Origin of the sequence: Actinoplanes solisilvae (assembly GCF_003999975.1) — a bacterium.
Classification (GTDB): Bacteria; Actinomycetota; Actinomycetes; order Mycobacteriales; family Micromonosporaceae; genus Actinoplanes; species Actinoplanes solisilvae.
In genome coordinates this window covers 560647-580934 of record NZ_RJAC01000002.1, presented here as the reverse complement: position 1 = coordinate 580934, position 20288 = coordinate 560647, and the positions used below count along the sequence as shown (strand labels likewise).

General features: G+C 68.9%; 17 protein-coding genes and 1 riboswitch. Of the genes, 7 read left to right on the top strand and 10 right to left on the bottom strand.

Annotated elements, in window-relative coordinates; translation table 11 throughout:
- Positions 1-32 precede the first annotated feature (32 nt).
- Positions 33-1262 carry an SLC13 family permease gene (locus EER30_RS09650; RefSeq protein WP_127499973.1) on the top strand — a complete coding sequence of 410 codons (1230 nt, stop codon included), beginning with the start codon at positions 33-35 and terminating at the stop codon, positions 1260-1262.
- Between the two features lie 143 nt (positions 1263-1405).
- Here the strand turns inward: EER30_RS09650 and EER30_RS09645 are convergent, their stop codons facing one another.
- Together EER30_RS09645 and EER30_RS09640 are read right to left on the bottom strand one after the other, a co-directional pair.
- Entirely contained in the window at positions 1406-2284 is an 879-nt protein-coding gene (locus tag EER30_RS09645; RefSeq protein WP_127499972.1) for a dioxygenase family protein, read from the bottom strand.
- Positions 2285-2360: 76 nt separating this feature from the next.
- A complete protein-coding gene (locus EER30_RS09640) occupies positions 2361-3926 on the bottom strand; it encodes a cation:proton antiporter (RefSeq protein WP_127499971.1) in 1566 nt (521 codons plus the stop codon).
- Positions 3927-3966: 40 nt separating this feature from the next.
- A riboswitch (ZMP/ZTP riboswitch) is annotated at positions 3967-4057 on the top strand.
- A 19-nt stretch (positions 4058-4076) separates the two neighbouring features.
- On the opposite strand from EER30_RS09640, the gene EER30_RS09635 reads away from it, so the two are divergent.
- Complete coding sequence (locus tag EER30_RS09635; protein WP_349290858.1) at positions 4077-5543, top strand: glycine hydroxymethyltransferase; 1467 nt, start codon at positions 4077-4079, stop codon at positions 5541-5543.
- A 150-nt stretch (positions 5544-5693) separates the two neighbouring features.
- Here the strand turns inward: EER30_RS09635 and EER30_RS09630 are convergent, their stop codons facing one another.
- Positions 5694-6194: a DUF2199 domain-containing protein gene (locus EER30_RS09630; RefSeq protein WP_127499970.1), complete on the bottom strand. Its 501-nt coding sequence runs from the start codon at positions 6192-6194 to the stop codon at positions 5694-5696.
- Positions 6195-6350: 156 nt separating this feature from the next.
- Here EER30_RS09630 and EER30_RS09625 point away from each other — a divergent pair, with 156 nt between their 5' ends.
- Positions 6351-6563 carry a hypothetical protein gene (locus tag EER30_RS09625; protein WP_127499969.1) on the top strand — a complete coding sequence of 71 codons (213 nt, stop codon included), beginning with the start codon at positions 6351-6353 and terminating at the stop codon, positions 6561-6563.
- A gap of 41 nt (positions 6564-6604) precedes the next feature.
- Here EER30_RS09625 and EER30_RS09620 read toward each other — a convergent pair whose 3' ends face one another.
- The 3 genes from EER30_RS09620 to EER30_RS09610 are packed head-to-tail and all read right to left on the bottom strand — an operon-like array spanning position 6605 to position 9470.
- Complete coding sequence (locus EER30_RS09620; RefSeq protein WP_127499968.1) at positions 6605-7408, bottom strand: ATP-binding cassette domain-containing protein; 804 nt, start codon at positions 7406-7408, stop codon at positions 6605-6607.
- Positions 7405-8418: an ABC transporter permease gene (locus EER30_RS09615; protein ID WP_127499967.1), complete on the bottom strand. Its 1014-nt coding sequence runs from the start codon at positions 8416-8418 to the stop codon at positions 7405-7407. Before EER30_RS09615 ends, EER30_RS09620 begins: the two co-directional genes overlap by 4 nt.
- A gap of 2 nt (positions 8419-8420) precedes the next feature.
- Complete coding sequence (locus EER30_RS09610; protein ID WP_240669917.1) at positions 8421-9470, bottom strand: sugar ABC transporter substrate-binding protein; 1050 nt, start codon at positions 9468-9470, stop codon at positions 8421-8423.
- A gap of 153 nt (positions 9471-9623) precedes the next feature.
- Here EER30_RS09610 and EER30_RS09605 point away from each other — a divergent pair, with 153 nt between their 5' ends.
- The 3 genes from EER30_RS09605 to EER30_RS09595 all read left to right on the top strand — a co-directional run bounded on the left by EER30_RS09605 (position 9624) and on the right by EER30_RS09595 (position 12833).
- Positions 9624-10589: a LacI family DNA-binding transcriptional regulator gene (locus tag EER30_RS09605; protein WP_127500262.1), complete on the top strand. Its 966-nt coding sequence runs from the start codon at positions 9624-9626 to the stop codon at positions 10587-10589.
- A 134-nt stretch (positions 10590-10723) separates the two neighbouring features.
- Entirely contained in the window at positions 10724-11980 is a 1257-nt protein-coding gene (locus EER30_RS09600; protein ID WP_127499966.1) for an ATP-binding protein, read from the top strand.
- Between the two features lie 202 nt (positions 11981-12182).
- A complete protein-coding gene (locus tag EER30_RS09595; RefSeq protein ID WP_127499965.1) occupies positions 12183-12833 on the top strand; it encodes an alpha/beta fold hydrolase in 651 nt (216 codons plus the stop codon).
- A 168-nt stretch (positions 12834-13001) separates the two neighbouring features.
- Here EER30_RS09595 and EER30_RS09590 read toward each other — a convergent pair whose 3' ends face one another.
- Together EER30_RS09590 and EER30_RS09585 are read right to left on the bottom strand one after the other, a co-directional pair.
- Complete coding sequence (locus tag EER30_RS09590; protein ID WP_127499964.1) at positions 13002-15197, bottom strand: discoidin domain-containing protein; 2196 nt, start codon at positions 15195-15197, stop codon at positions 13002-13004.
- A gap of 281 nt (positions 15198-15478) precedes the next feature.
- Entirely contained in the window at positions 15479-18136 is a 2658-nt protein-coding gene (locus tag EER30_RS09585; protein ID WP_127499963.1) for an AAA domain-containing protein, read from the bottom strand.
- 173 nt (positions 18137-18309) lie between these two features.
- Between EER30_RS09585 and EER30_RS46970 the strand changes: the two genes are divergently transcribed.
- The gene (locus EER30_RS46970) at positions 18310-18585 is read left to right on the top strand and encodes a hypothetical protein (protein ID WP_164842269.1); all 276 of its coding nucleotides are present in this window, start codon (positions 18310-18312) and stop codon (positions 18583-18585) included.
- 210 nt (positions 18586-18795) lie between these two features.
- Here the strand turns inward: EER30_RS46970 and rhaI are convergent, their stop codons facing one another.
- Positions 18796-19962, bottom strand: coding sequence for an L-rhamnose isomerase (gene rhaI, locus EER30_RS09575; RefSeq protein ID WP_127499962.1), 1167 nt, complete (start codon positions 19960-19962; stop codon positions 18796-18798).
- On the bottom strand, positions 19959-20288 hold the full coding sequence (locus EER30_RS09570; protein WP_127499961.1) for an L-rhamnose mutarotase: 330 nt from the start codon (positions 20286-20288) through the stop codon (positions 19959-19961). The genes rhaI and EER30_RS09570 overlap by 4 nt, the downstream gene beginning before the upstream one ends.

Below are 20288 nucleotides of genomic sequence, written 5' to 3'. Positions count from 1 at the left end.
CCCCGCGCTGCCGATAGAAATACGCTTCCGCCGTGTCCTTGATCGTCTCGGCGGTGCTGCTGGCGGGTGTGCTGGCCTTCGCCGTCGTGCGCCCGCGCGGCCTGCCCGAGGCGGTCGCCGCTGTCCCCGCGGCGGGCATCGTCATCGCTACCGGCATCGTGCCGTGGCGCGACGCGCTGACCGAGTTCCGTTCGCTGGGCCCGACCGTCGGCTTCCTCGCCGCGGTGCTGGTGCTGGCCCACCTCGCCGCCGAGCACGGCGTCTTCCGGTACGCCGGATCGGTCGCGGCCCGCATCGGCGGAGGTCACCCGCCCAAGCTGCTGGCCGCGGTCTTCGTCGCCGCCGCGCTCACCACGGCCTTGCTCAGCCTGGACGCGACCGTCGTGCTGCTGACCCCGGTCGTGCTGGCCACCGCGGCCCGCGTCGGCGCCCGGGCCCGTCCGCCCGCCTTCGCCTCGGCCCACCTCGCCAACTCGGCCTCGCTGCTGCTGCCCGTCTCGAACCTGACCAACCTGCTCGCCTTCGCCGCCAGCGGGCTGACCTTCCTGGGCTTCACCGCCCTGATGGCGCTGCCCTGGCTGGTCGTGATCCTCGTCGAGTACGTGATCTTCCGCCTCTACTTCGCCCGCGACCTGCGGGCCCGGACGAAGCCCACCCCCTCGCAACACGACGGCCCACCCCCGCGGTACGCCTTGATCGTGCTGGCCGCGACGCTCGCCGGCTTCGCGGTGGCCCAGCCCTTCGGCGTCCACCCGGCCTGGGTCGCGGTCGCCGGCGCGGTGCTGCTGGCCGTGCCCCGCCGCGTCCCGGTCGGCACGCTGGTCCGCGAGGCCAACCCGGCGTTCTGCGCGTTCGTGCTGGCCCTCGGCGTCGTGGTGCTCGCGGTGCAGCGGCACGGACTCGAACGACTGGTCCACGCGATCGTCCCCGACCACGCCGACCTGCTCGGCCTGCTGGCCGTCGCCTTCCTCGCCGCGGCGCTGGCCAACCTGCTGAACAACCTGCCGGCCACGCTGGCCCTGATGCCGGCCGTGGAATCGAAGCCCGGCCTGCTGCTGGCGATGCTGATCGGGGTGAACGTCGGGCCGAACCTGACCTATGTGGGCTCGCTCGCCACCCTGCTGTGGCGGCAGATCCTGCACGCCCAGGACGCGGCGCCCGACGCACGAGACTTCCTGCGGCTCGGGGCGCTGACGGTGCCGTTCACCCTGGTCGCCGGGGTGCTGACGCTCTGGCTGGGGCTCCGCTGCTTCGGCGGTTAGGGGGCGCACCCTCGCCGCCGCGCCGGGATCGGTCCGGGGAAAGGCCGAGGTGATCCGGTGGGGGATTTCGGCGGCGGGGTGCGTCCGACGCAGTCAGTCTTATCGATGCGTCTGTTACAGGCAAGTAAAACTGGTTACGGAACTCAGCGGGGCGGAGGCGCCCCACCGCCACCCCCGGCCGGCGTGGTCCGCGTGTCGACCCGAACCGTCAGCGACACCGCATATCCACTGTTCACATCGCCCGAGACCGCGCCCATCTGCAAGGCGGCCGAGTCGTCCCGGAAGACGTTGTCGCTGTCCAGGCTCACCTCGCCGAGCGTGCGCACCGAATCCTCGTACCCCGTGGTGGCATAAACGGCTCCGCAGGTCGCCTTGGGCAGGGCGACCTGCGACGTGGCGATGGTCTTGGACGCGTCGGTGATGTCGGCCTGACCCGGATAGACCTCGAAGTGGATGTGCGGCCAGCGCCCCGAATAGCAGGCCGGGAAGATGCTGGTGAACGTGGTCTTGCCCGAGGCGTCGGCGATCTGGACCCCGCGCAGGTAGTTCTGATCCTTGACCGCCTCGGAGTAGAGCGAGTACTGCCCGGCCCGGTCGCAGTGCCAGACGTAGACCGCCGTCCCGGTGAAGGGCTTGTCGCCGTTGGCCATGTCGAGAATGGTCAGTTCGAGCGTCATCGGCACCCCCTGCGCCGTCCCGCTCGCCGTGCCGAAGCTCGACCGGATGTCGCCACGCACCACGCCGCTCTGCTCGAGCACGTCCGGCCCGTTCGACCCGTTCCCCGGATAGGGCCCGGCGGTCTCCTCCGGAATCTCCCCGGTCGCGCCGGTCGACGTGGAAGTGGCGGTTGTGTTGTCCGACCCCGAGTCGCTGCACGCCGCCAGCCCGAGAACCGCCGCCCCGAGCCCGACCCCGCGCAACAGATGCCGCCGACTCATAAGCGTGCCGAGGTCGAACCCGAGCCCCTGATCGACGACCTCTTCATCGGGTCGAGGCAGCCGTCGTCCCTCATAGTCAGTCATCGGTCGCTCCTCGTCGTGGTTTGGCCGAGCGTAAGTCCGATTCCTAGGTAAAGCCGGTGAATGTCCTGTGCTTCGCTCAGACCGGGCCGGTCGGGGCGGCCGTGTGCCGGGCCGCCTGGCGAAGGTCGATATCCTCGATGAGTTCGCGGGCGATCTCCTCGGTCAGCTTGCGCTCGTAGACCGCCTTCCCGAGAGCCAACCGCTGGGCCTCGAAGGCGGCGTCCGTGTCGGTGAACGGCTTTGGGGTCGCGTCGGCGGCGATCCGGCGGCCGAGCTCGCGCATCTTCTCGTCCTCGGCGCGTTCGCCGCTCACGTCGAAGCGCAGCTTGCGGGCCAGCCAGCCGACCGTCGTGCCCTGCAGCAGCAGCGTGCCCAGCGTGACGAAGAGGGCGATGGCCTGGATCGCACTACGGCCGGGGAACTCCTCGCCCGACGACGTGTGTTCGGGGATAGACGCCGCCGCGGCCAGCGTGAGGATGCCGCGCATGCCGGTCCAGCCGACCAGCAGCGTTTCCTTACGGGTCGGCGGGGGCAGTGGTTCGCCACCTCGCTGCCGTCGCCGCGAACGCCAGCGCTCGTACCGTTCGCGAAAGCGGTCGCTGCGTTCGGCCCGGCGCCTGACCTGCCGCTCCTTCATGAGCCAGCGACCGAAGATGATCTCCACCCCGATCAGCCGGATGACGATCGCCGCGGCCAGCAGCACCACGGCCGCCGTCACCGTGCGACCCAGACCCGGGTCGTCCGACGCGGCCAGGTCGGACAGCACGAACTTCAACTGCAGACCGATGTACGCGAACACGAACGTCTCGAGCAGGAAATCGATGACCGGCCAGACCTCCTCCTCCTGCAACCGGGTGCGATAGGCCCCCGGGTACTGGTGCTTGGGGTCGAGCGTGAGGTTGACGCTCAGCGAGAACGCCGCCGCGACCACTGCGAGGATGCCCGAGGCGTGCAGTTCCTCGGCGGTCAGAAAAGCCGTGAACGGCACGAGCAGCACGAGCGTCGTCTCCAGCGTCGGGTTGCCCAGCCGCTTGCGGATCCACAGCGCGATCACGGCGTAGAGCGCGCCGATGCCGAGACCGAGCAACGCCGTACGCAGGAACTCGCCGAGCCCGCCCTGCCAGGTGGTGTGTTCACCGTTCACAGCCCCCACCGCGATGCTGAACAGGGTCAGCGCCGTGGCGTCGTTCACCAGGCTTTCGCCGGTGAGGATCGAAGTCGCCCTCTTCGGCAGCCCGATCTCGGCGCCGTGCGAGACCGTCGTGATCGTGTCCGGCGGCGCGAGCACGGCGCCCAGCACGAACGCGACGGCCAGCCCGACCGTGGGGAACAACCACGACGCGATCAGCCCGAGCGCGCCCGTCGTGATGACCACGAGCACCACGCCCAGCGCCCAGATCGCCCGCAGGTTGGCCCCGAAGCTCGACAGCGAGGCGCCGCGGGTCGCCGAGTAGAGCAGCGGCGGGATGACGATCGCGAGGATCAGCTCGCTCTCCAGTTCGAGCCGCGGAACTCCCGGGATGAACGACACCCCGGCGGCCAGAACCACGATGATCATGCCTGGTTCCACGCCGCGTTTGCGGGCGATGGCCGAGACCGCGATCCCGATACCGATGATCAGCAGGATCTGTACGCCGTTCACCTAGCTCACCCTAGTGATCGAGTTAGCGGCCGGTATGCTTCTGACGGGCCGTGACTGGCGCGTCAAGGTGGTCAACCACCGGGGAGCGGCCTCGTCTCGACGACGACCTGCCGTGCGCCTGGGCTCTCTGCATCGTGATAGGGAGGTCCCATGTCTGATTCTGACCGCGGCGGAAAACAAAATGTCACCCCGCCGATGAAGCTGAACCCCGAATCCGCCGCGTTCCGTTCCGCCCTCGAGGTGGTCCGGTCCGTCGAGCCCCGCATCGCCGACGCGATCGCCAAGGAACTGAACGACCAGCGTGAGTCGCTGAAGCTGATCGCGAGCGAGAACTACGCCTCCCCGGCCGTGCTGCTGGCGATGGGCAACTGGCTCTCCGACAAGTACGCCGAGGGCACGATCGGCCGCCGTTTCTACGCCGGCTGCCAGAACGTCGACACAGTCGAGGCCATCGCCGTCGAGCACGCCAAGGCCCTGTTCGGCGCCCCCTACGCCTACGTCCAGCCGCACTCCGGCATCGACGCCAACCTGGTCGCATACTGGGCGATCCTGGCCGACCGCGTCGAGGTGCCGCACCTCAAGAAGTTCGAGAAGCGCCAGGTCAACGACCTCACCGACGCCGAGTGGGCCGAGCTGCGGCAAGCCTTCGGCAACCAGCGCATGCTCGGCATGAGCCTCGACGCCGGCGGTCACCTCACCCACGGCTTCCGCCCCAACATCAGCGGCAAGATGTTCGACCAGCGCAGCTACGGCGTCGACCCGGCCACCGGTCAGATCGACTACGCGGCCCTGCGTGAGACGGCCCGCGAGTTCAAGCCCCTGATCATCGTCGGCGGCTACTCGGCGTACCCGCGCAAGGTGAACTTCGCGACGCTGCGTGAGATCGCCGACGAGGTGGGCGCGACCTTCATGGTCGACATGGCACACTTCGCGGGCCTGGTCGCGGGCAAGGTCTTCACCGGCGACTTCAACCCGATCCCGCACGCGCACATCGTCACGACCACCACCCACAAGAGTCTGCGTGGCCCGCGCGGTGGCGCCGTCTTCGCCCAGCCCGAACTGGCCGACCAGGTCGACCGCGGCTGCCCGATGGTGCTCGGCGGCCCGCTGGCCCACGTCATGGCGGCGAAGGCGATCGCGTTCGCTGAGGCCCGCCAGCCGTCCTTCGCGACCTACGCGCAGCAGATCGTCACCAACAGTCAGGCGCTCGCCGAGGGCCTCACGAAGCGTGGCGTCCAGCTCGTCAGCGGCGGCACCGACAACCACCTGGTCCTCATCGACGTGCACCCGTTCGGTCTCACCGGTCGGCAGGCCGAGCAGGCCCTCCTCGACAGCGGCGTGGTCACGAACCGCAACGCGATCCCCAACGACCCGAACGGCGCCTGGTACACCTCCGGCATCCGCATCGGCACCCCCGCCCTGACCAGCCGCGGCCTGGGCGTCGCCGAGATGGACCAGATCGCCGAGCTGATCCACACTGTCCTCACCGCCACCAAGCCCACCGAGGGCAGCAAGGCCAAGTTCCAGCTCGACGCGGCCGTCTCCGAGGGCATCCACAAGCAGGCCCACGAACTGCTGTCGGGCTTCCCGCTCTACCCCAGCGTCGACCTGGGCTGAGTTCCAAAGATCAAGAGCAACATGTCGTAGCGGGGTGGGTGGTTACAGACCGTCGCTTCCGCCGAGGGCCCGGGCGGGCCGAGCAGGGCGCTGCGCGCCCAGAACGCTCGACCCACCCGGGCGACCTGCGTGAATGGTCACCCTCGAAAATCAAGCGTGCAGCACGACAGCGGCGATCTCCTCGATCCGCGCGACCGTGATCCCGTTCCGCTGCTCGACGGCGAGCGGATGCTGCGTGGGTTCGAGCTCGATGTGCGGCCGCACCCCCACGGGCGCGTTGTGCAGCCGCGTCTTCAGGTTGACGGTCGACGGATACCCCGGCAGCTCGGTCGAGAGCCACCCGAAGTACGACGGCTCCTTCTCCCGCTCGTCGCTCTCCCACAGATCGAGCGCGCGCTTGAAGTTGTCCCGGCTCAGCGACACCCACACGCCCCAGTCGAAATCCTTGTCGGCATCAACCACCGGAATGATCAGCCGAGCCCGCACGAAGTAGTGCTCCGCCCGGATGATGCAGATCTCCTGCTCGAGCGTGCTGCCCTCGTCGTCCTCCAGCTCGGGACTCCAATAGACCGGCGCCTCCGACCCATAGGAGAACGGCAAACCGTCATGCCGCTGCCCGCATCCCCCGCACACATAACCAAGCTCAGTCACGGCCACGATCGTGCCCTAGCCGCCCCCGCCGTCGTCGCCGCCCCCGCCGTCGCCACCCCCGTCGGCCCGCCGGAGCCCGAGCCGCGAGGGAAGAGCTAAGGCCGGGACCGGCGCGGTCGATAGAGAGGGCCGACCTTCAGCGACGGGGAGCCACGGATGGATCAGTACCTCGAGACCGCGTACCAGGCGGCGACCGCGCTTTTCGGGCCGGCGTCGGGGGTGCCGTGGTGGGCCTGGATGGCCGTGATCGGGCTGTTCTTCTGGAAAGTTGCGATCAAGGAGCCGAAGACCGCGCGTCAGGATGCCGCCGAGCGCGACGACATCATGCTCGGGCAGATGTTCGAGGACACCTTGGGCAAGAAAAAGTAGCCGGCGCTGGGGGGAACCAGCGCCGGCTACGGGGACGGGGATCAGGCTGTCGGTGGGGGTGGTTCGGCGGCGCCGGTCATGATGGCGACCGCCTCGTTCATCGAGTGGGACTTCGGGGTGACGACCGTGGCCCGGCGGCCCAGCCGCTGGATGTGGATGCGGTCGGCCACCTCGTACACGTGCGGCATGTTGTGGCTGATCAGGATGACCGGCAGGCCGCGGTCGCGCACGTCACGGATCAGTTGGAGGACGCGGTTGCCCTCCTTGACGCCCAGCGCGGCGGTCGGCTCGTCGAGGATGACCACCTTGCTGCCGAAGGCCGCGGACCGTGCCACCGCCACGGCTTGGCGCTGACCGCCGGAGAGCGACTCGACGGCCTGGCCGATGTTCTGCAGGGTGGCCACGCCCAGCTCGCTCATGTGCCGCTTCGCCTCGGAGCGCATGTGGCTACGGTCGAGCATCCGGAAGATCGACCCGAGCGGGCCGGCCTTGCGCTGCTCGCGACCCAGGAACAGGTTGTCGGCGATGTCGAGACCGGGCGCGACGGCCAGGGTCTGATAGACGGTTTCGATGCCGGCGGTGCGAGCGTCCATGGGCGTACGGAAATTGACCTGTTTGCCGTCGAGGTAGATCTCGCCGCTGTCCGGGACGAGCGCGCCGGACAGGGCCTTGATCAGGCTTGACTTGCCGGCGCCGTTGTCACCGATGACGGCCAGGATCTCGCCGGGGTAGAGCTCGAGATCGCTGCCGTCGATGGCGACGACCCGGCCGTACTTCTTGACCAGGCCCTTCGCCTGAAGAACCGGGGTCTGGGAGGCGGCGTGCCGCGGACTGGCCTCGGTCATGTCTTCACCTTCCTGATCCACTGGTCGAGCGACACGGCGACCAGCACCAGCAGGCCGATCGCGAAGCCCTGCCAGACCACCTCGACGCCACCGAGCTGCAGGCCGTTGCGGAACACGCCGACGATCAGAGCGCCGACCAGCGTGCCGAGAACAGCACCGCGGCCGCCGAACAGGCTGGTGCCGCCGAGCACGACCGCGGTGATCGAGTCGAGGTTGTACTCGATGCCGACGTTGGGGCTGGCCGAGGCGAGCCGGCCGATGAGGATCCAGCCGCCGATCGCGTAGAGCAGGCCGGCCACCGTGTAGACCGAGAACAGCACGCGGCTCGTACGGATGCCGGCGAGGCGAGCGGCCTCGGCGTCGTCACCGGTCGCGTAGACGTGCTTGCCCCAGGCGGTGCGGCTGAGCGCGTAGAAGAAGAACCCGAACAGCAACAGCATGATGATCGAGCCGTACGTCAACCGGAAGTTGCCGATCGGGATCGAGTTGCCGGTCCAGGTCATCAGCGAGGGCATGTCCGACCCTCGTACGGTCTCGCTGTTGCTGACCACCGCGTTGAGCGAGAAGAAGATGGTCAGCGTGCCCAGCGTGACGATGAACGGCGGCAGTTTTATCCGAGTCACCAGGAAGCCGTTGAGCGCGCCCATCGCGGTGCCGCAGGCGAAGCCGAGCAGCAGGGCGATGATGCCGGGCACACCGGCGTCGACGCAGAACGTGGCCATGAGGATCGACGAGAAGACCGCGATCGCGCCGGCCGACAGGTCGATGCCCGCGGTCAGGATGATCAGGGTTTGCCCGAGGGCCAGGGTGGCGATGACCGTGACCTGTTGCAGGACCAGGGAGAGGTTCGTCGCCGTGAAGAAGCGCCCGTTGACGATCGAGAAGGCGATGATCGCGACGAGCAGCACGGCCAGCGGCCCGAGGATCGGGTTGGAGTGCAGGAGGTGTTGGATGCGCAGCCCGAGCGAGTCGCGCCCACGCACATCGAAGTCAGCGGTGGCAGTCGCCATTATCAGCCCCAACAGTTCTGCTTGCCCCACGCGGAATCCTTGGATTCCACGCCGGACTGCGGGTCGTCGGTGATCAGTTGGGTCCCGGTGTCGAAGAAGTCCTTGCCGGGGGTCGCCTGCGGCTTGGTGCCGTCCTTGGCGTAGGCGGCGATGGCGTCGATGCCGAGCTGCGCCATCTTGAGCGGGAACTGCATCGAGGTCGCGCCGATGACGCCCTTGGCGACGTTGTCGACTCCCGGGCAGCCGCCGTCGACCGAGACGATGACGACGTCCTTGTCCCGGCCGGCCGACTTCAGGGCCTCGTACGCCCCCGCGGCCGCGGGCTCGTTGATCGTGTAGACCAGGTTGATCGTCGAGTCCTTCTGCAGCAGGTTCTCCATCGCGGTCCGGCCGCCCTCCTCGGCGCCGTCGGTGACGTCGTGACCGGCGATGCGCGGGTCGTTCTCGTCGCCGATCCGGTTCGGGTCGCCCACGTCGATGCCGAAGCCGTCGAGGAAGCCCTGGTCACGCTTGACGTCGACGGAGACCTGGTTCGCGTTGAGGTCGAGCATGGCGATCTTCGCCTGCTTGCCGTCCTTCTCGAACTTCGTCTTCGCCCACTGCCCGATCAGCTTGCCGGCCTGGTAGTTGTCGGTGGCGAAGGTGGCGTCGGCGGCGTTCGGCGGGTCGACCGGCGTGTCCAGCGCGATCACCAGCATGTCCAGCTCGTGCGCCTTGTCGATGGAGGGCACGATCGCCTTCGAGTCGTTCGGCGTGATCAGGAAGCCCTTGGCCCCGAAGGACATCAGGTTCTCGATCGCCTGCACCTGCGCTTCGTTGTCGCCGTCCTGTTTGCCGGCGAAGCTCTGCAGCTCGACGCCCTGGGCCTTGGCCGCGTCCTGGGCGCCGCGTCGCATCTGGACGAAGAACGGGTTGGTGTCGGTCTTCGTGATCAGGCCGACGACGTCCTCGCCGGTGCCGCGGTTGCATGCCGCGGCCGAGCCGAGGACCAGAGTCACCACGCAGCCCGCGGCCACCATCCTTCCTGCCCGGGACATGGTTGGATCGCGCATGTCTCCTCCACAATCGATTTAGCTAAATCGAGAGACAACGTTGTCTCGCAGTAGACTCCCGGGTTTACTCCATGTCAACAATGAGTCTCCAAGATGTTGCGCACCGTGATCAACATCGATGGAGGTCAACGGATGACACCGCAACGGCCAACCATGAACGACGTCGCCCGCGCCGCCGGGGTAAGCCTGAAAACCGTGTCCCGCGTGGTCAACGGCGAGACGACGGTCGCGCCCGACCTGGCCGCCAAGGTGCGGGCCGCGGTCGAGACGCTCGACTATCGGCCCCACCTGGGCGCCAGCATGCTGCGCCGCAACGACCGTCGCACCAGGACCATCGGCGTGCTGCTCGACGACGTGTCCCACCCGTTCTCGGCCGCGGTGCACCGGGCCATCGAGGACCAGGCGCGCGCCCGCGGCATCCACGTGCTCACCGGCAGCCTCGATCAGGACCCGGCCCGCGAACGAGACCTGGCCGCGGCCTTCGCCGAGCGGCAGACCGACGGCCTGATCCTCGCCCCGACCGGCGCCGACCTCGACCACCTCGCATTCCACGTGGACATGCCCGTGGTCTTCGTCGACCGCCTCCCGACCGGCGCCACGGGCGACACGGTGGTTTCGACGAACGTCTCCGGGGCGGCCGGAGCCGTACGCCATCTGATCGCCCGCGGGCACCGGCGGATCGCCTATCTGGGCGCCAACCTGCGACTATCCACGGCGCGGGAGCGGTTTCTGGGCTACCAGCGGGCCCTCGGTCATCGAGCCGGCCCGGCGGTGCACGATCTGCACGATCTGACCGCCGCCGAACGGGCCACGGTCGCCGTGCTGCGCGGCCCGTCCTCCGCCACGGCCATCTTCGCCGCCCACAGCATGGCCACGATCGGAGCCGTACGGGCGCTGCGCCATCTGGGCCGCCAGCACCGCATCGCCCTCGTCGGCTTCGACGATTTCCCGATGGCCGACCTGCTCGACCCACCGATCACGGTCGTCGCCCAGGACCCGGCCCGTCTGGGCCGCACGGCCGCCCTGTCCCTCTTCGAACGCATCGAGGGCCACACCGGCCCACCCCGCGAGATCCGCATCCCCACAACACTTATCCCCCGCGGCTCCGGTGAGCTTTGAAGCACGGCACCGACGCCCCAGGGGAGCAAAGCGCCCGCAAATCGAACGTCGCGGTGTCGCAAATCGAACACCCATGGATCGCAGATCGAAAGCATGTCGCTCGCATACTGAAAAGAACGCAGGTAGAATGAGGTGTGCCGACGCCACACCTGATCCCACGTCACGCTGCGCGCCAAGTGCATGCCGCGCTTGCTGACACCCGCGTCGTGTTGATCAGTGGGGCACGTCAAGCCGGCAAGAGCACGCTGGTTCGAGTGGTCGCCGGCGACCGCTCAGCGGAGCGACGCGACCTGGACAAGGCTCAGGACCGGGCTGCTGCCGTCGCCGATCCAGTCGGGTTTGTCGACTCCCCGGAGCTGCTGGTCATCGATGAGATCCAGCGCGCTCCCGAGCTCTTGCTGGCCATCAAGGCTTCCGTCGACGAGGACCCTCGTCCCGGCCGCTTCCTCCTCACAGGCTCTTCCAAATTGTTTGGCATGATCGCTGCTCCTGACGCCCTCCCCGGCCGCATGGAAACCATCCAACTTTGGCCCTTCTCCCAGGGCGAGCTCGACGGCGAGCCAGACGGATTCATCGACGCGATCTTCGCGCGCGGCCCCGAGGTGCGACACGAGTCGACCGTCACCCGTGCCGAATATGCCGATCGGATCGTGCGTGGTGGCCTACCTGAGGCGGTCTTTCGCAACGATGCCGGTCGTCGGCAGAGATTTTTCGATGGCTACGTGCAGGCGCTGATTGATCGCGATGTCCGGCAACTTTCCGACATCCAGCACAAAGGCGCACTGCGCAATCTCGTCCGCCTGCTTGCCGCCAGATCCGCGACGGTGATAGCCGCCAACTCCCTCGAAACCGCGCTTGGATTGAGCCGGCCGACAATCACGCGTTACCTGCAAGCCTTAGAGGAGATCTTCCTCGTCAAGCGAATCCCCGGCTGGTCTCGCAATCTCGGCACGCGCGCCACGGCGGCGCCAAAGCTCATCTTCGTCGACTCCGGGCTCGCCGCCAACGAGCTTGCCGTCAGTAGTCGTGGGTTGCTTCGGCCGGGTGCGCCGTTTGGACCTCTGCTGGAGTCGTTCGTCCTGTCCGAGCTGGCCCGCCAACTCTCCTGGTCCACAGAAAGAGCGGAGCTGTCCCACTATCGCGATCACAACAAGTACGAAGTCGACGCGGTGCTGGAGAACAGGTCGGGGCAGGTTGTCGGGATCGAGGTCAAGGCTGCCTCAACCGTGGGCACGGACGATTTTCGCGGGCTACGCCGACTCAGCGATCGCCTCGCGGACGACTTTCTCGCTGGGATCGTGCTCTACACCGGCACCTCGACGTTGCCGTTCGGTCCCAAGTTCCGCGCGATGCCGGTCAGCGCGCTCTGGCAGGCCGCCTCGGGGATCTGAGGCTCGATATGGCCGGATGGGGGGCATGGCGTCGCCTCACAAATCGAACACAGGGATCCCCGCACATTGAGTAACTTTGCCGACAAATCGAACGCTGCCACCCCTGCAGATTGAACGCCCGGGGCGCCGCAGATGGAAAGTCAGGGCGTCGCAAATCGAACATAGGAGTGTCGCGAATCGAAAGAGTACCAGGTCGGATGGTGTGTGTAGGCGCGACGGCAGGCATCTGGCAGCTCGGGTAAGCCAGTCGGCCACCGATCGCGGCGACCGGCACGCGGACGATGCCGCCGACCTGATCCGGCGTCTGCGGCTGGAGCCGGTCACCGTTCTGGGGTTCAGCTCCGGCGGGGTGGCGGCGCTTGCCCTCGCCCAGCGCCACCCCGAGCTCGCCGGGAAGGACATTGCCTGGGAGCCGGCCGCTCTCGGTCTGCTGCCCGACGCCGACGCGACGCGCGCCGCGATCATGGAGCCGGTCGAGGCTCACCTGGTTGCGCACCCCGAAGACTGGGAGGGCGCGTGGCGGGTTGTGCTGACCGTGCTGTCCGAGGGGCGGCCCGATTTCGAGGCGCCCGAGGTGCGGGCCGCGCTGCGCAACGCCGAGGCGGCCATGCGCGACGACGCGCGGCCGCTCACCCGGCGGTCGTTCGGCGTGGGCGATCTGCCGGCGGGGGAGGTGATCCTCGCGGTCAGCGAGCAGCCCGACCCCATGCACCTCGACATCGCGGAGCGCCTGGCCAAGCTGATCGGCGAGCAGCCGGAGAGGGTTGCCGGAGCTGACGATCACGAGGTCTATCTGAAGCGGCCACGGGTGCTGGCGGAGTGGCTGGCCGGCCGTCACTCCGAGATCCGCTGACACCGGCCATGCAGTGGCGCGAAAGGCGCGCTGCGGCCCGGGGTTGCTCAAGGATCGCGAGGAGCGTCGGGAACGAGCCCGGTGCTTTTGAGGGCGGCGACGTGGGGTACTCGGAAAGAAGTGCGACGCCGCAGAAAGCCTGCGGCGTCGCACTCTTGCAGAAGTGGATCAGGGGAAGTTGGTGACGGTGGAGGGGACTACGTTGGCGGCTGTCGCGGGGGCGCCGATGTTGTTCACGACGTGGTCGATCGTGCCGCTGGCCAGGGAGATCGTGAAGATGTTGTGGAACTTCACGCCGCCGTGGGTGGGGGCCTGGAAGCCGTTGGCCGAGTGGACGTTCGGGTTGACGTTGAAGAACGCGTAGCTGCCCATCGCCCATGCCTCGTGGGTCGAGACGCTGTCGGCGACCTTGTAGGCGGGGTAGCCGAGCACGCCGTCACTGCGCCACGCGGCGTTCGACGGCGGGTCGTAGGGCTGCTCGTTCTGCAGGAAGTACGTGCGGCCGCCGTTGCCGTTCCAGAGGACCTCGGTCTTCTGGTAGTGCTCGACGAACAGGCCGTACGCGGTCACGTTGTTGCCGTTCACGATGAGTCCGCTGTCGGCCGTGTTGATCGTCCAGCCGTAGGTGCCGTCGTTGCCGTGATCGGCGCGCCAGGCCCAGATGTGGTCGATGATCACGTTGTTGCTGTTGACGAGCAGGCTGTTGGTGGCCTTGCCGGCGATGTAGCCGCCGATGCGGAAGAAGACGTCCTGGATCGTCGTCGGGTTCGCGGCGTGGTTCGCGTTGCTGCCCGAGGGGCCGACGACCAGCAGGTTCGGCGAGTTCGTGGTGCCCGCGTCGAAGAGCACGCCGGCGATCTTCACACCGTCCACATCGGCCACCTGCATCGCGGTGACACCGTTGTCGGGGATGATCGTGGCGTAGCCGAGGCCGAGAACGACCGTGTTCGCGCGGTTCACGTTGATCGTCTGGTTGATGTGGTAGATGCCGGGCTGGAAGATCAGGTTCAGGCCCTGGGCGAGCGCCTGGTTGATCCGCGCGGCGGTGTCACCGGGCTTGGCCACGTAGAACTGCGACAGCGGGATCGACGAACCCGGGGTGTTGCCGTTGATCCAGGTCGCGCCGGACGTGTTGGTGCGCAGGTTCGGCACGAAGACGGCGTAGTCGCTGCCGCTCTGGTAGAGGTACGGCTTCTCGCGGATCACCGGGGTCTGACCGATGACCGTGTACGGCGGGGTGGGGTACGACGCGGCCGGAGCGCCCTGCACGCCGACGAAGGTCTGGTTCCACACGGCGTTCGTGTTCGAGCCGATCGTGCTGTCGCGGGTGAACCACTGCTGCTGCGAGTACTGACCCTCGCTGCCGCTGATCCGCGAGTCGGAGATGTAACCGCCGGACGCCCAGCCGTAGCCGTTGGGGGCCAGGTTCAGGTTTCCGTGAATGTCCATGCGGCGGAACGGGGCGGCCTGCGAGACGGCCCAGCGGTTGGTGCCGTTCACCGGGTAGACCGACACGTTCTCGGTGCTGCGCCAGAAGTTCTGGGTGGCGTTGCCGTTGAACCAGCCCGCGTCGACGGTGATGTCGCCGTTGATGCGTACGTCCTGCGGGTTCTGCCCGAGGCCGACGATCGACGTGTAGAAACCGACCTGGATGTTCAGGTTGTTGTAGGTGCCCGGCTTGAACGCGAGCACGTAGCGCCCGGTGCCGAACTGCGCCCGCTCCTGCTGCGCGAAGATCTGGTCGGCGCGGGCCTGGATGGTCGCGCTCGACATCGACGGGTCGAAGACCACGACGTTCGTGCCGAGGCTGCCACCGCCCGGGATGGTCGGGTTGGTGGTGCCGCCGTCGTCGCCGAAGACCTTGAACTCCCACAGCGAGTAGCCGTAGCCGGTGGTGCGCTGCGTGCCGTACATGCGCACGTAGCGGCCGGTGCCGTTGACCGTGAGGGACTGGTTGCCTCCGGTCCCGGTCGTGGTCGAGTAGACGCTGGTCCAGGTGCTGGCGTTGTCGGACACCTGGATCTGGAAGGCCTTGCCGGCGGCGGTCTCCCAGTTCAGCTCGACGCGGGTGATCGCCTTCGAGCTGCCCAGATCGACCTGAAGCCATTGCGGATCGCTGAACGCCGACGCCCAGCGAGTGCCGGTGTTGCCGTCGACGGCCTCGGCGGCCGCGTAGGCTCCGGCCGCCTCGGTGGACGACGCGGTGGCCGGCCGGCCCTGCGAGAGCAGGATCTCGGCGGCGCTGGCGCCGGTCGCGGTGGCGGCGGCGTAACCCGCTACGACGGTGGCGACGAGGCCACCTATCGCGGCGAGGCGCCAGGGGGAGCGTCTCCGCTCGGGTGCGGAGGAGATGGGGATGGTCATTGCTTCTCCTTGGGCGGGGATGCGCAAGGGGGACTCTTGCGCCCTCGGGAAGGACTCTCCTCAAGACGAGGGAGAGCGCTCCCCCGCGACCGACGCTAGGGACGCGTTCATCAGCTGTCCATAGATGAACATGGTTCCGGAACCGTGAGGTGCTTGCGCTCGAAACACGGAAACGGTTCCACCAGGGACAACGACCGGATAACAGAGATCTCGGAACCGGTTCCGGCGCAGATCACGAAAAACGGCAAGTCAGCCAATTTGGCTGGAAAGCGCTTCCCTCGTCACAGTGTGTTCACGAGTTCGAGGGCCGCCCGCCGAGGGTCCCCGGACCAGCGGCTGGCGAAGCCGTCAGCCAGACGCCAGCCGGCCCGAGTCAGAACGCGCTGGCGGGCCAGATGGGCGTCGGCGCCATCCGGGTGCGGACCGCAGAGGACCCCGAGCGGGTTCGCCGGCGGGCCGACGCACAGGTCGATCGTCCAGCGGCCCACCGCGTACGCGGGGCGGACGATCACGTCGAGGCGCGTCAGCTCGGCGGCCAGTTCGCCGGCCCAGCCCGTCGCCGGTTCCCCCTCGGCGGACAGGTCGGGCAGGACAGAGGCGTACCGGAAGAAGTCACCGATCAGCCCGTCGGCCTCACCGGCTTGGAGGGCGGTCACCACCACGAGCTTCCGGCGGGCCCGGGTGACCATCACGTTGAACAGGTTCGGGTCGGCGACGAAGCGGCGGCGGGCCGGCGGATCCCCGGGCATCAGGCCCAGCGAGACGATCACGACCTCGGCCTCGCTGCCCTGAAAGGCGTGCACGGTCCCGGTCCGCAGGCCCAGTTCCTCGATCCGCTCGACCGGGTAGGCGTCGACCAGGGCCGCTTCCAGGGCGTCGGCCTGCGGACGGAACGGCGAGATCACCCCGATGCGACGGGTGCCGGCGGCCGCCTCCTCCTCGACGATCTTCAGGACGGCGGCGACCTCGTCGGGCGCCCGCACGATGTCGATCGCGTCGGTGCGCTCGCCGGCCGGGGTGCGGGTGAGCACGTCGAGCCGCCCGCCGTAGAAGCGCCGCGCCGAGAACCCGATCAGGTGCGGCAGGCTGCGGTGGTGCTCGGCCAGCCAGGTCACCGGGGCGGCACCGGCGGCGAGGTCGTAGGCGCTCACCCGGCGTACGTCGAGCCGCTCGTCCGCGCCGTGCCGGGAGAGCACCTCGGCCACGTCGACGTCGCTGACGAACGACACGAACCGCAGCTGACGCGGATCGCCGACGACCAGCGCCCGCCGGGCCCGAGCGAGCACGGGCGCGGCGCGCACCTGGTCCACGTGGGACGCCTCGTCCAGCACCACCAGGTCGAACATGCCCGGGGCGGCCGGCAGCAGATCCTCGACATCGGCCACCGTGCCGATCCAGAGCGGGAGAGCGCGCACCAGGGGCTCGGCGGCCAACCCGGCGAGCAGCTCGCGACGGCGGTTACGGCCGGCCCGCAACGCGGCGGCCAGGTCGGCCGCACCCCGGCGACCGGCCCGGTCCCAGCGCCGGCGGCTGCGGGCCGCGCGACGCATGGCGTTGCCGACGTCGGCGGCGAGTCTCGCCTCGGCGTCATCGAGGGCCCGCCACTGCGAGGCCAGGTCGGTGCCTCCGGTCGCGGCGAGGCGGGCGGCGGCCCGCTGCGCGATGGCCGCGGCAAGCGCGTCGGTCACCCTTTCCAGGGGTACGCCCCGTCGCGCGCGCAGCCGTCGCAGCGTCCACCATCGAGCCAGACCACCGCCGGCGATCCTCCGAGACGCGGCACCGGGGTCAACCCGGTCGGTGAACGCGCCCGGCACGTCGACGGCCAGCGCGGCCAGGCGTGGCTGCCATTCGTCCAGCTCGGCCGCGCGTTGCTCGACGTCGAGCGCCGCGATCAGGCCGGACCGCAGATCGCGCACCGCGTCCCGGGCCCGCCGGACAACCTCGGCGTCCGCGCGCAGCTCGCCGTCGGTGACGCCCTCGTCGAGGCCCGCGGTCAGCTCAGCCGCCAAGCTCTCTCGCCGAGCCGCGTCGCCGAACAGCACCGGAACCGGGCCCGGATAGCGTTCCAGCAGCTTGGCCAGCACCTCCGCGGCGTGCGGCGACTGAGTCGCGACCAGCACCGAACCGCCGCGATGCACGACGTCGAGCGCCGCGGCGACCACGGTGTGACTCTTGCCGTTCCCGGGCGGCCCCGAGACGACCGTGATCGGAGCGGTCCGCACACGCTCCACCACGTCGGCCTGCGCCTCGCTCAACGGCAGCGGCGAAAGCACCGCTTCCCCGCTGCCCGCCCGATCGGTGTTCTCGCCGCCCGCATAGATCGCGGCCAGGGCGGTGCCGGCGAGGTCACGCCCGGCCCAGCTGCGCAGACTGTCGGCCAGCCCGGCCCCGAAGACATCCCGCACCACGAACAGTCCGGCTTCCGGAACAAGCACTACCCGGTCGGTGGGCACCTTTCGCCCGGCCGACAGCGCATCGACCGGAAGACCCGTGGCCTCGGCCGCCGACCACAACCAGGCCCTGCTCCCGGTGGCCGCCAGCCATCCCGGCCCGGCCAGCCCCGGCGCTGCCTCGAGCGCGGCCGCCAGCTCCCGGTCCTCGATCAGCGGCGTGATCTCCACGTCGCCGGCCGGCACCACCCGATAGCCGAGCAGCCCGCGTTCGAGCTGCACCGGCTGACTGAGCAACGGCACGCGGATCTTCCGCTGCTTCCCGTCGATCTCGGCCCGCCCGGCGAGAAATCCCCAGCCCCGGCGCAGCGGACGCTCGTCCCGATGCAGCGCCCCGATGGCCGCGAGGCGGTCGACGGCTTTCCCACGCGGGGCGCGCTCCGCATCATCCAGCCACACGATCGGCTGGCCGCGGCTGACATCGAGCACACGGTCGGCCCCCGCCGGCGCCAGCTCAGCGAGCACACCCATAACGCGTGACGGCAACATCAGAAGGGAGGCTACCGGTATCTCGCGCTGAGCTGGGAGATCGACGTCGGCAGCCGGTCGCGACCGGTCAGACCGCCGCATCGAAGCCGGCGAATTGACCGACGTGCGGCTGTACGAGCTGCCCTCAGGTCCGCCCACGACCCGGAGTGGCGCCGCCCACACACAATGACGGCATGGGGAACGTTCTGTTCATCATCCTGATCGTCATGGTGGCCGTCGTGGCCGCGGTAGTCGCGTGGCGCGCACAGCGAAGCGCGTCAGTCCCGCCGGCGCGTCACGCGGCCGGCAGTGGATACCAGTCCCAGGGTGTCACCGACCATCCCTCGTCCGGCAACGACTACAGCTCGTCCTCCGACGGCGGCGGCGGAAGCAGCGGCGGCTGGAGCGACGGCGGCTGGGGTGGAGGTGGCGGCGACGGAGGGGGCGGCGGAGGCGGCGGGGGCAGCTGAGCTTCATTTTTCGAGGGTGACCACTTATGCAGGTCGCCCGGGTGGGTCGAGCGTTCTGGGCGCGCAGCGCCCTGCTCGGCCCGCCCGGGCCCTCGGCGGAAGCGACGGTCGGCAACCACCCACCCCGCTACGACATCTGCATTCTTGAATTCAGGGATGGCCAAGGCGTCGAACAGCCACGATTCGACGCCCCAGCCGGTGCAGCCGCGTTTATGCGCCCCAGCCGGCCTGGGTGCCTCCGACGCGGGCGGCGATGATTTTGTCCTGGTAGCCGCTGCGGCGGTAGGCGGCGATCGGGTCGGGGTCGAGGCCTGCGTCGGCGCGCACCTCGCCCAGCAGGGGGCGTACGTCGGTGTTGTAGGCGTCCATCAGGACCGCGTTCGATTCGAGCACGTCGCCGGCCGACTGGGCTTTCGCCAGGGCGTCGCGGTCGACCAGCAGGGCCTTCGCGGTGGCCTCCTGGATGTTCATGACCGAGCGGATGATCGCCGGGATTTTCGCCTCGATGTTGTGGCACTGGTCGAGCATGAAATTGATGCCGTACGCCGGGTCGAGCGCGTCGCCGCGGACGATCTCGTACATGATGCGGAAGAGCTGGAACGGGTCGGCCGCACCGGCCATCAGGTCGTCGTCGGCATAGAAGCGGCTGTTGAAGTCGAACGCGCCGAGCTTTCCCTGGCGCAGCAGGAACGCGACGATGAACTCGATGTTCGTGCCGGGCGCGTGGTGGCCGGTGTCGATGCAGACCGTGGCCCGCTCGCCGAGTTCGATGCAGTGCGCGTACGACGTTCCCCAGTCGGGAATGTCGGTGGCGTAGAAGGCGGGTTCGAACAGCTTGTACTCGAGCAGGATGCGCTGGTCGCCGCTGAGCCGGTCGTACGCCTCGCGTAGCGCCGCGGCCAACCGGTCCTGCCGGCCGCGCAGGTCGTCCTGCCCCGGGTAGTTGATGCCGTCCGAGAACCACAGCTTCAGGTCGCGCGACCCGGTCTGGTCCATGATGTCGATCGCCTCGAGCAGGTGATCGGTGGCCTTACGGCGTACGCCGGGGTCGGGGTTGGTGACCGAGCCGAGCTTGTAGTCGTCGTCCTGGAAGACGTTCGTGTTGATCGCGCCGATGCCGACGCCCTCGTCGGTCGCGAACGACTTGAGGGCCGCGTAGTCGTCGACCTTGTCCCACGGGATGTGCAGGGCGACCGTCGGCGCGATGCCGGTGTAGCGGTGGACGACCGCGGCGTCGGCGATCTTCTCCTCGGGGGTGCGAGGGACGCCGGGCTGGGCGAAGACCTTGAAGCGGGTGCCGGAGTTGCCGAAGGCCCACGACGGGGTCTCGATGCGCTGGGCCGTCAGGGCGCGCTTGACGGCGGCGAGGTCGGTCATGGGGTCTCCAAAGAATGCTCGGATAGGTGGAACACCTCGGTGAGCAGCGGGAACCTGTCGTTCGGGCCGCCCTCGGCGAAGAACTCCGCCATCTCCGATTGCCACCTGGTGTTGACGTCCAGCGCCGCCATTGCCGCCTGGGACGTCTGGAGGTCGTCCGCCTCGACGTAGCCGATCAGCAGTCCGTCGGGGCGGAGGAAGAGCGAGTAGTTGCGCCAGCCGGTGGCCCGAAGTGCGTCCTGCATCTCGGGCCACACGGCCTGGTGCCGCTCCACGTACTCCGCCATCCGCTCGGGGCGGACCTGCAGGGAGAAGCAGTAGCGCAT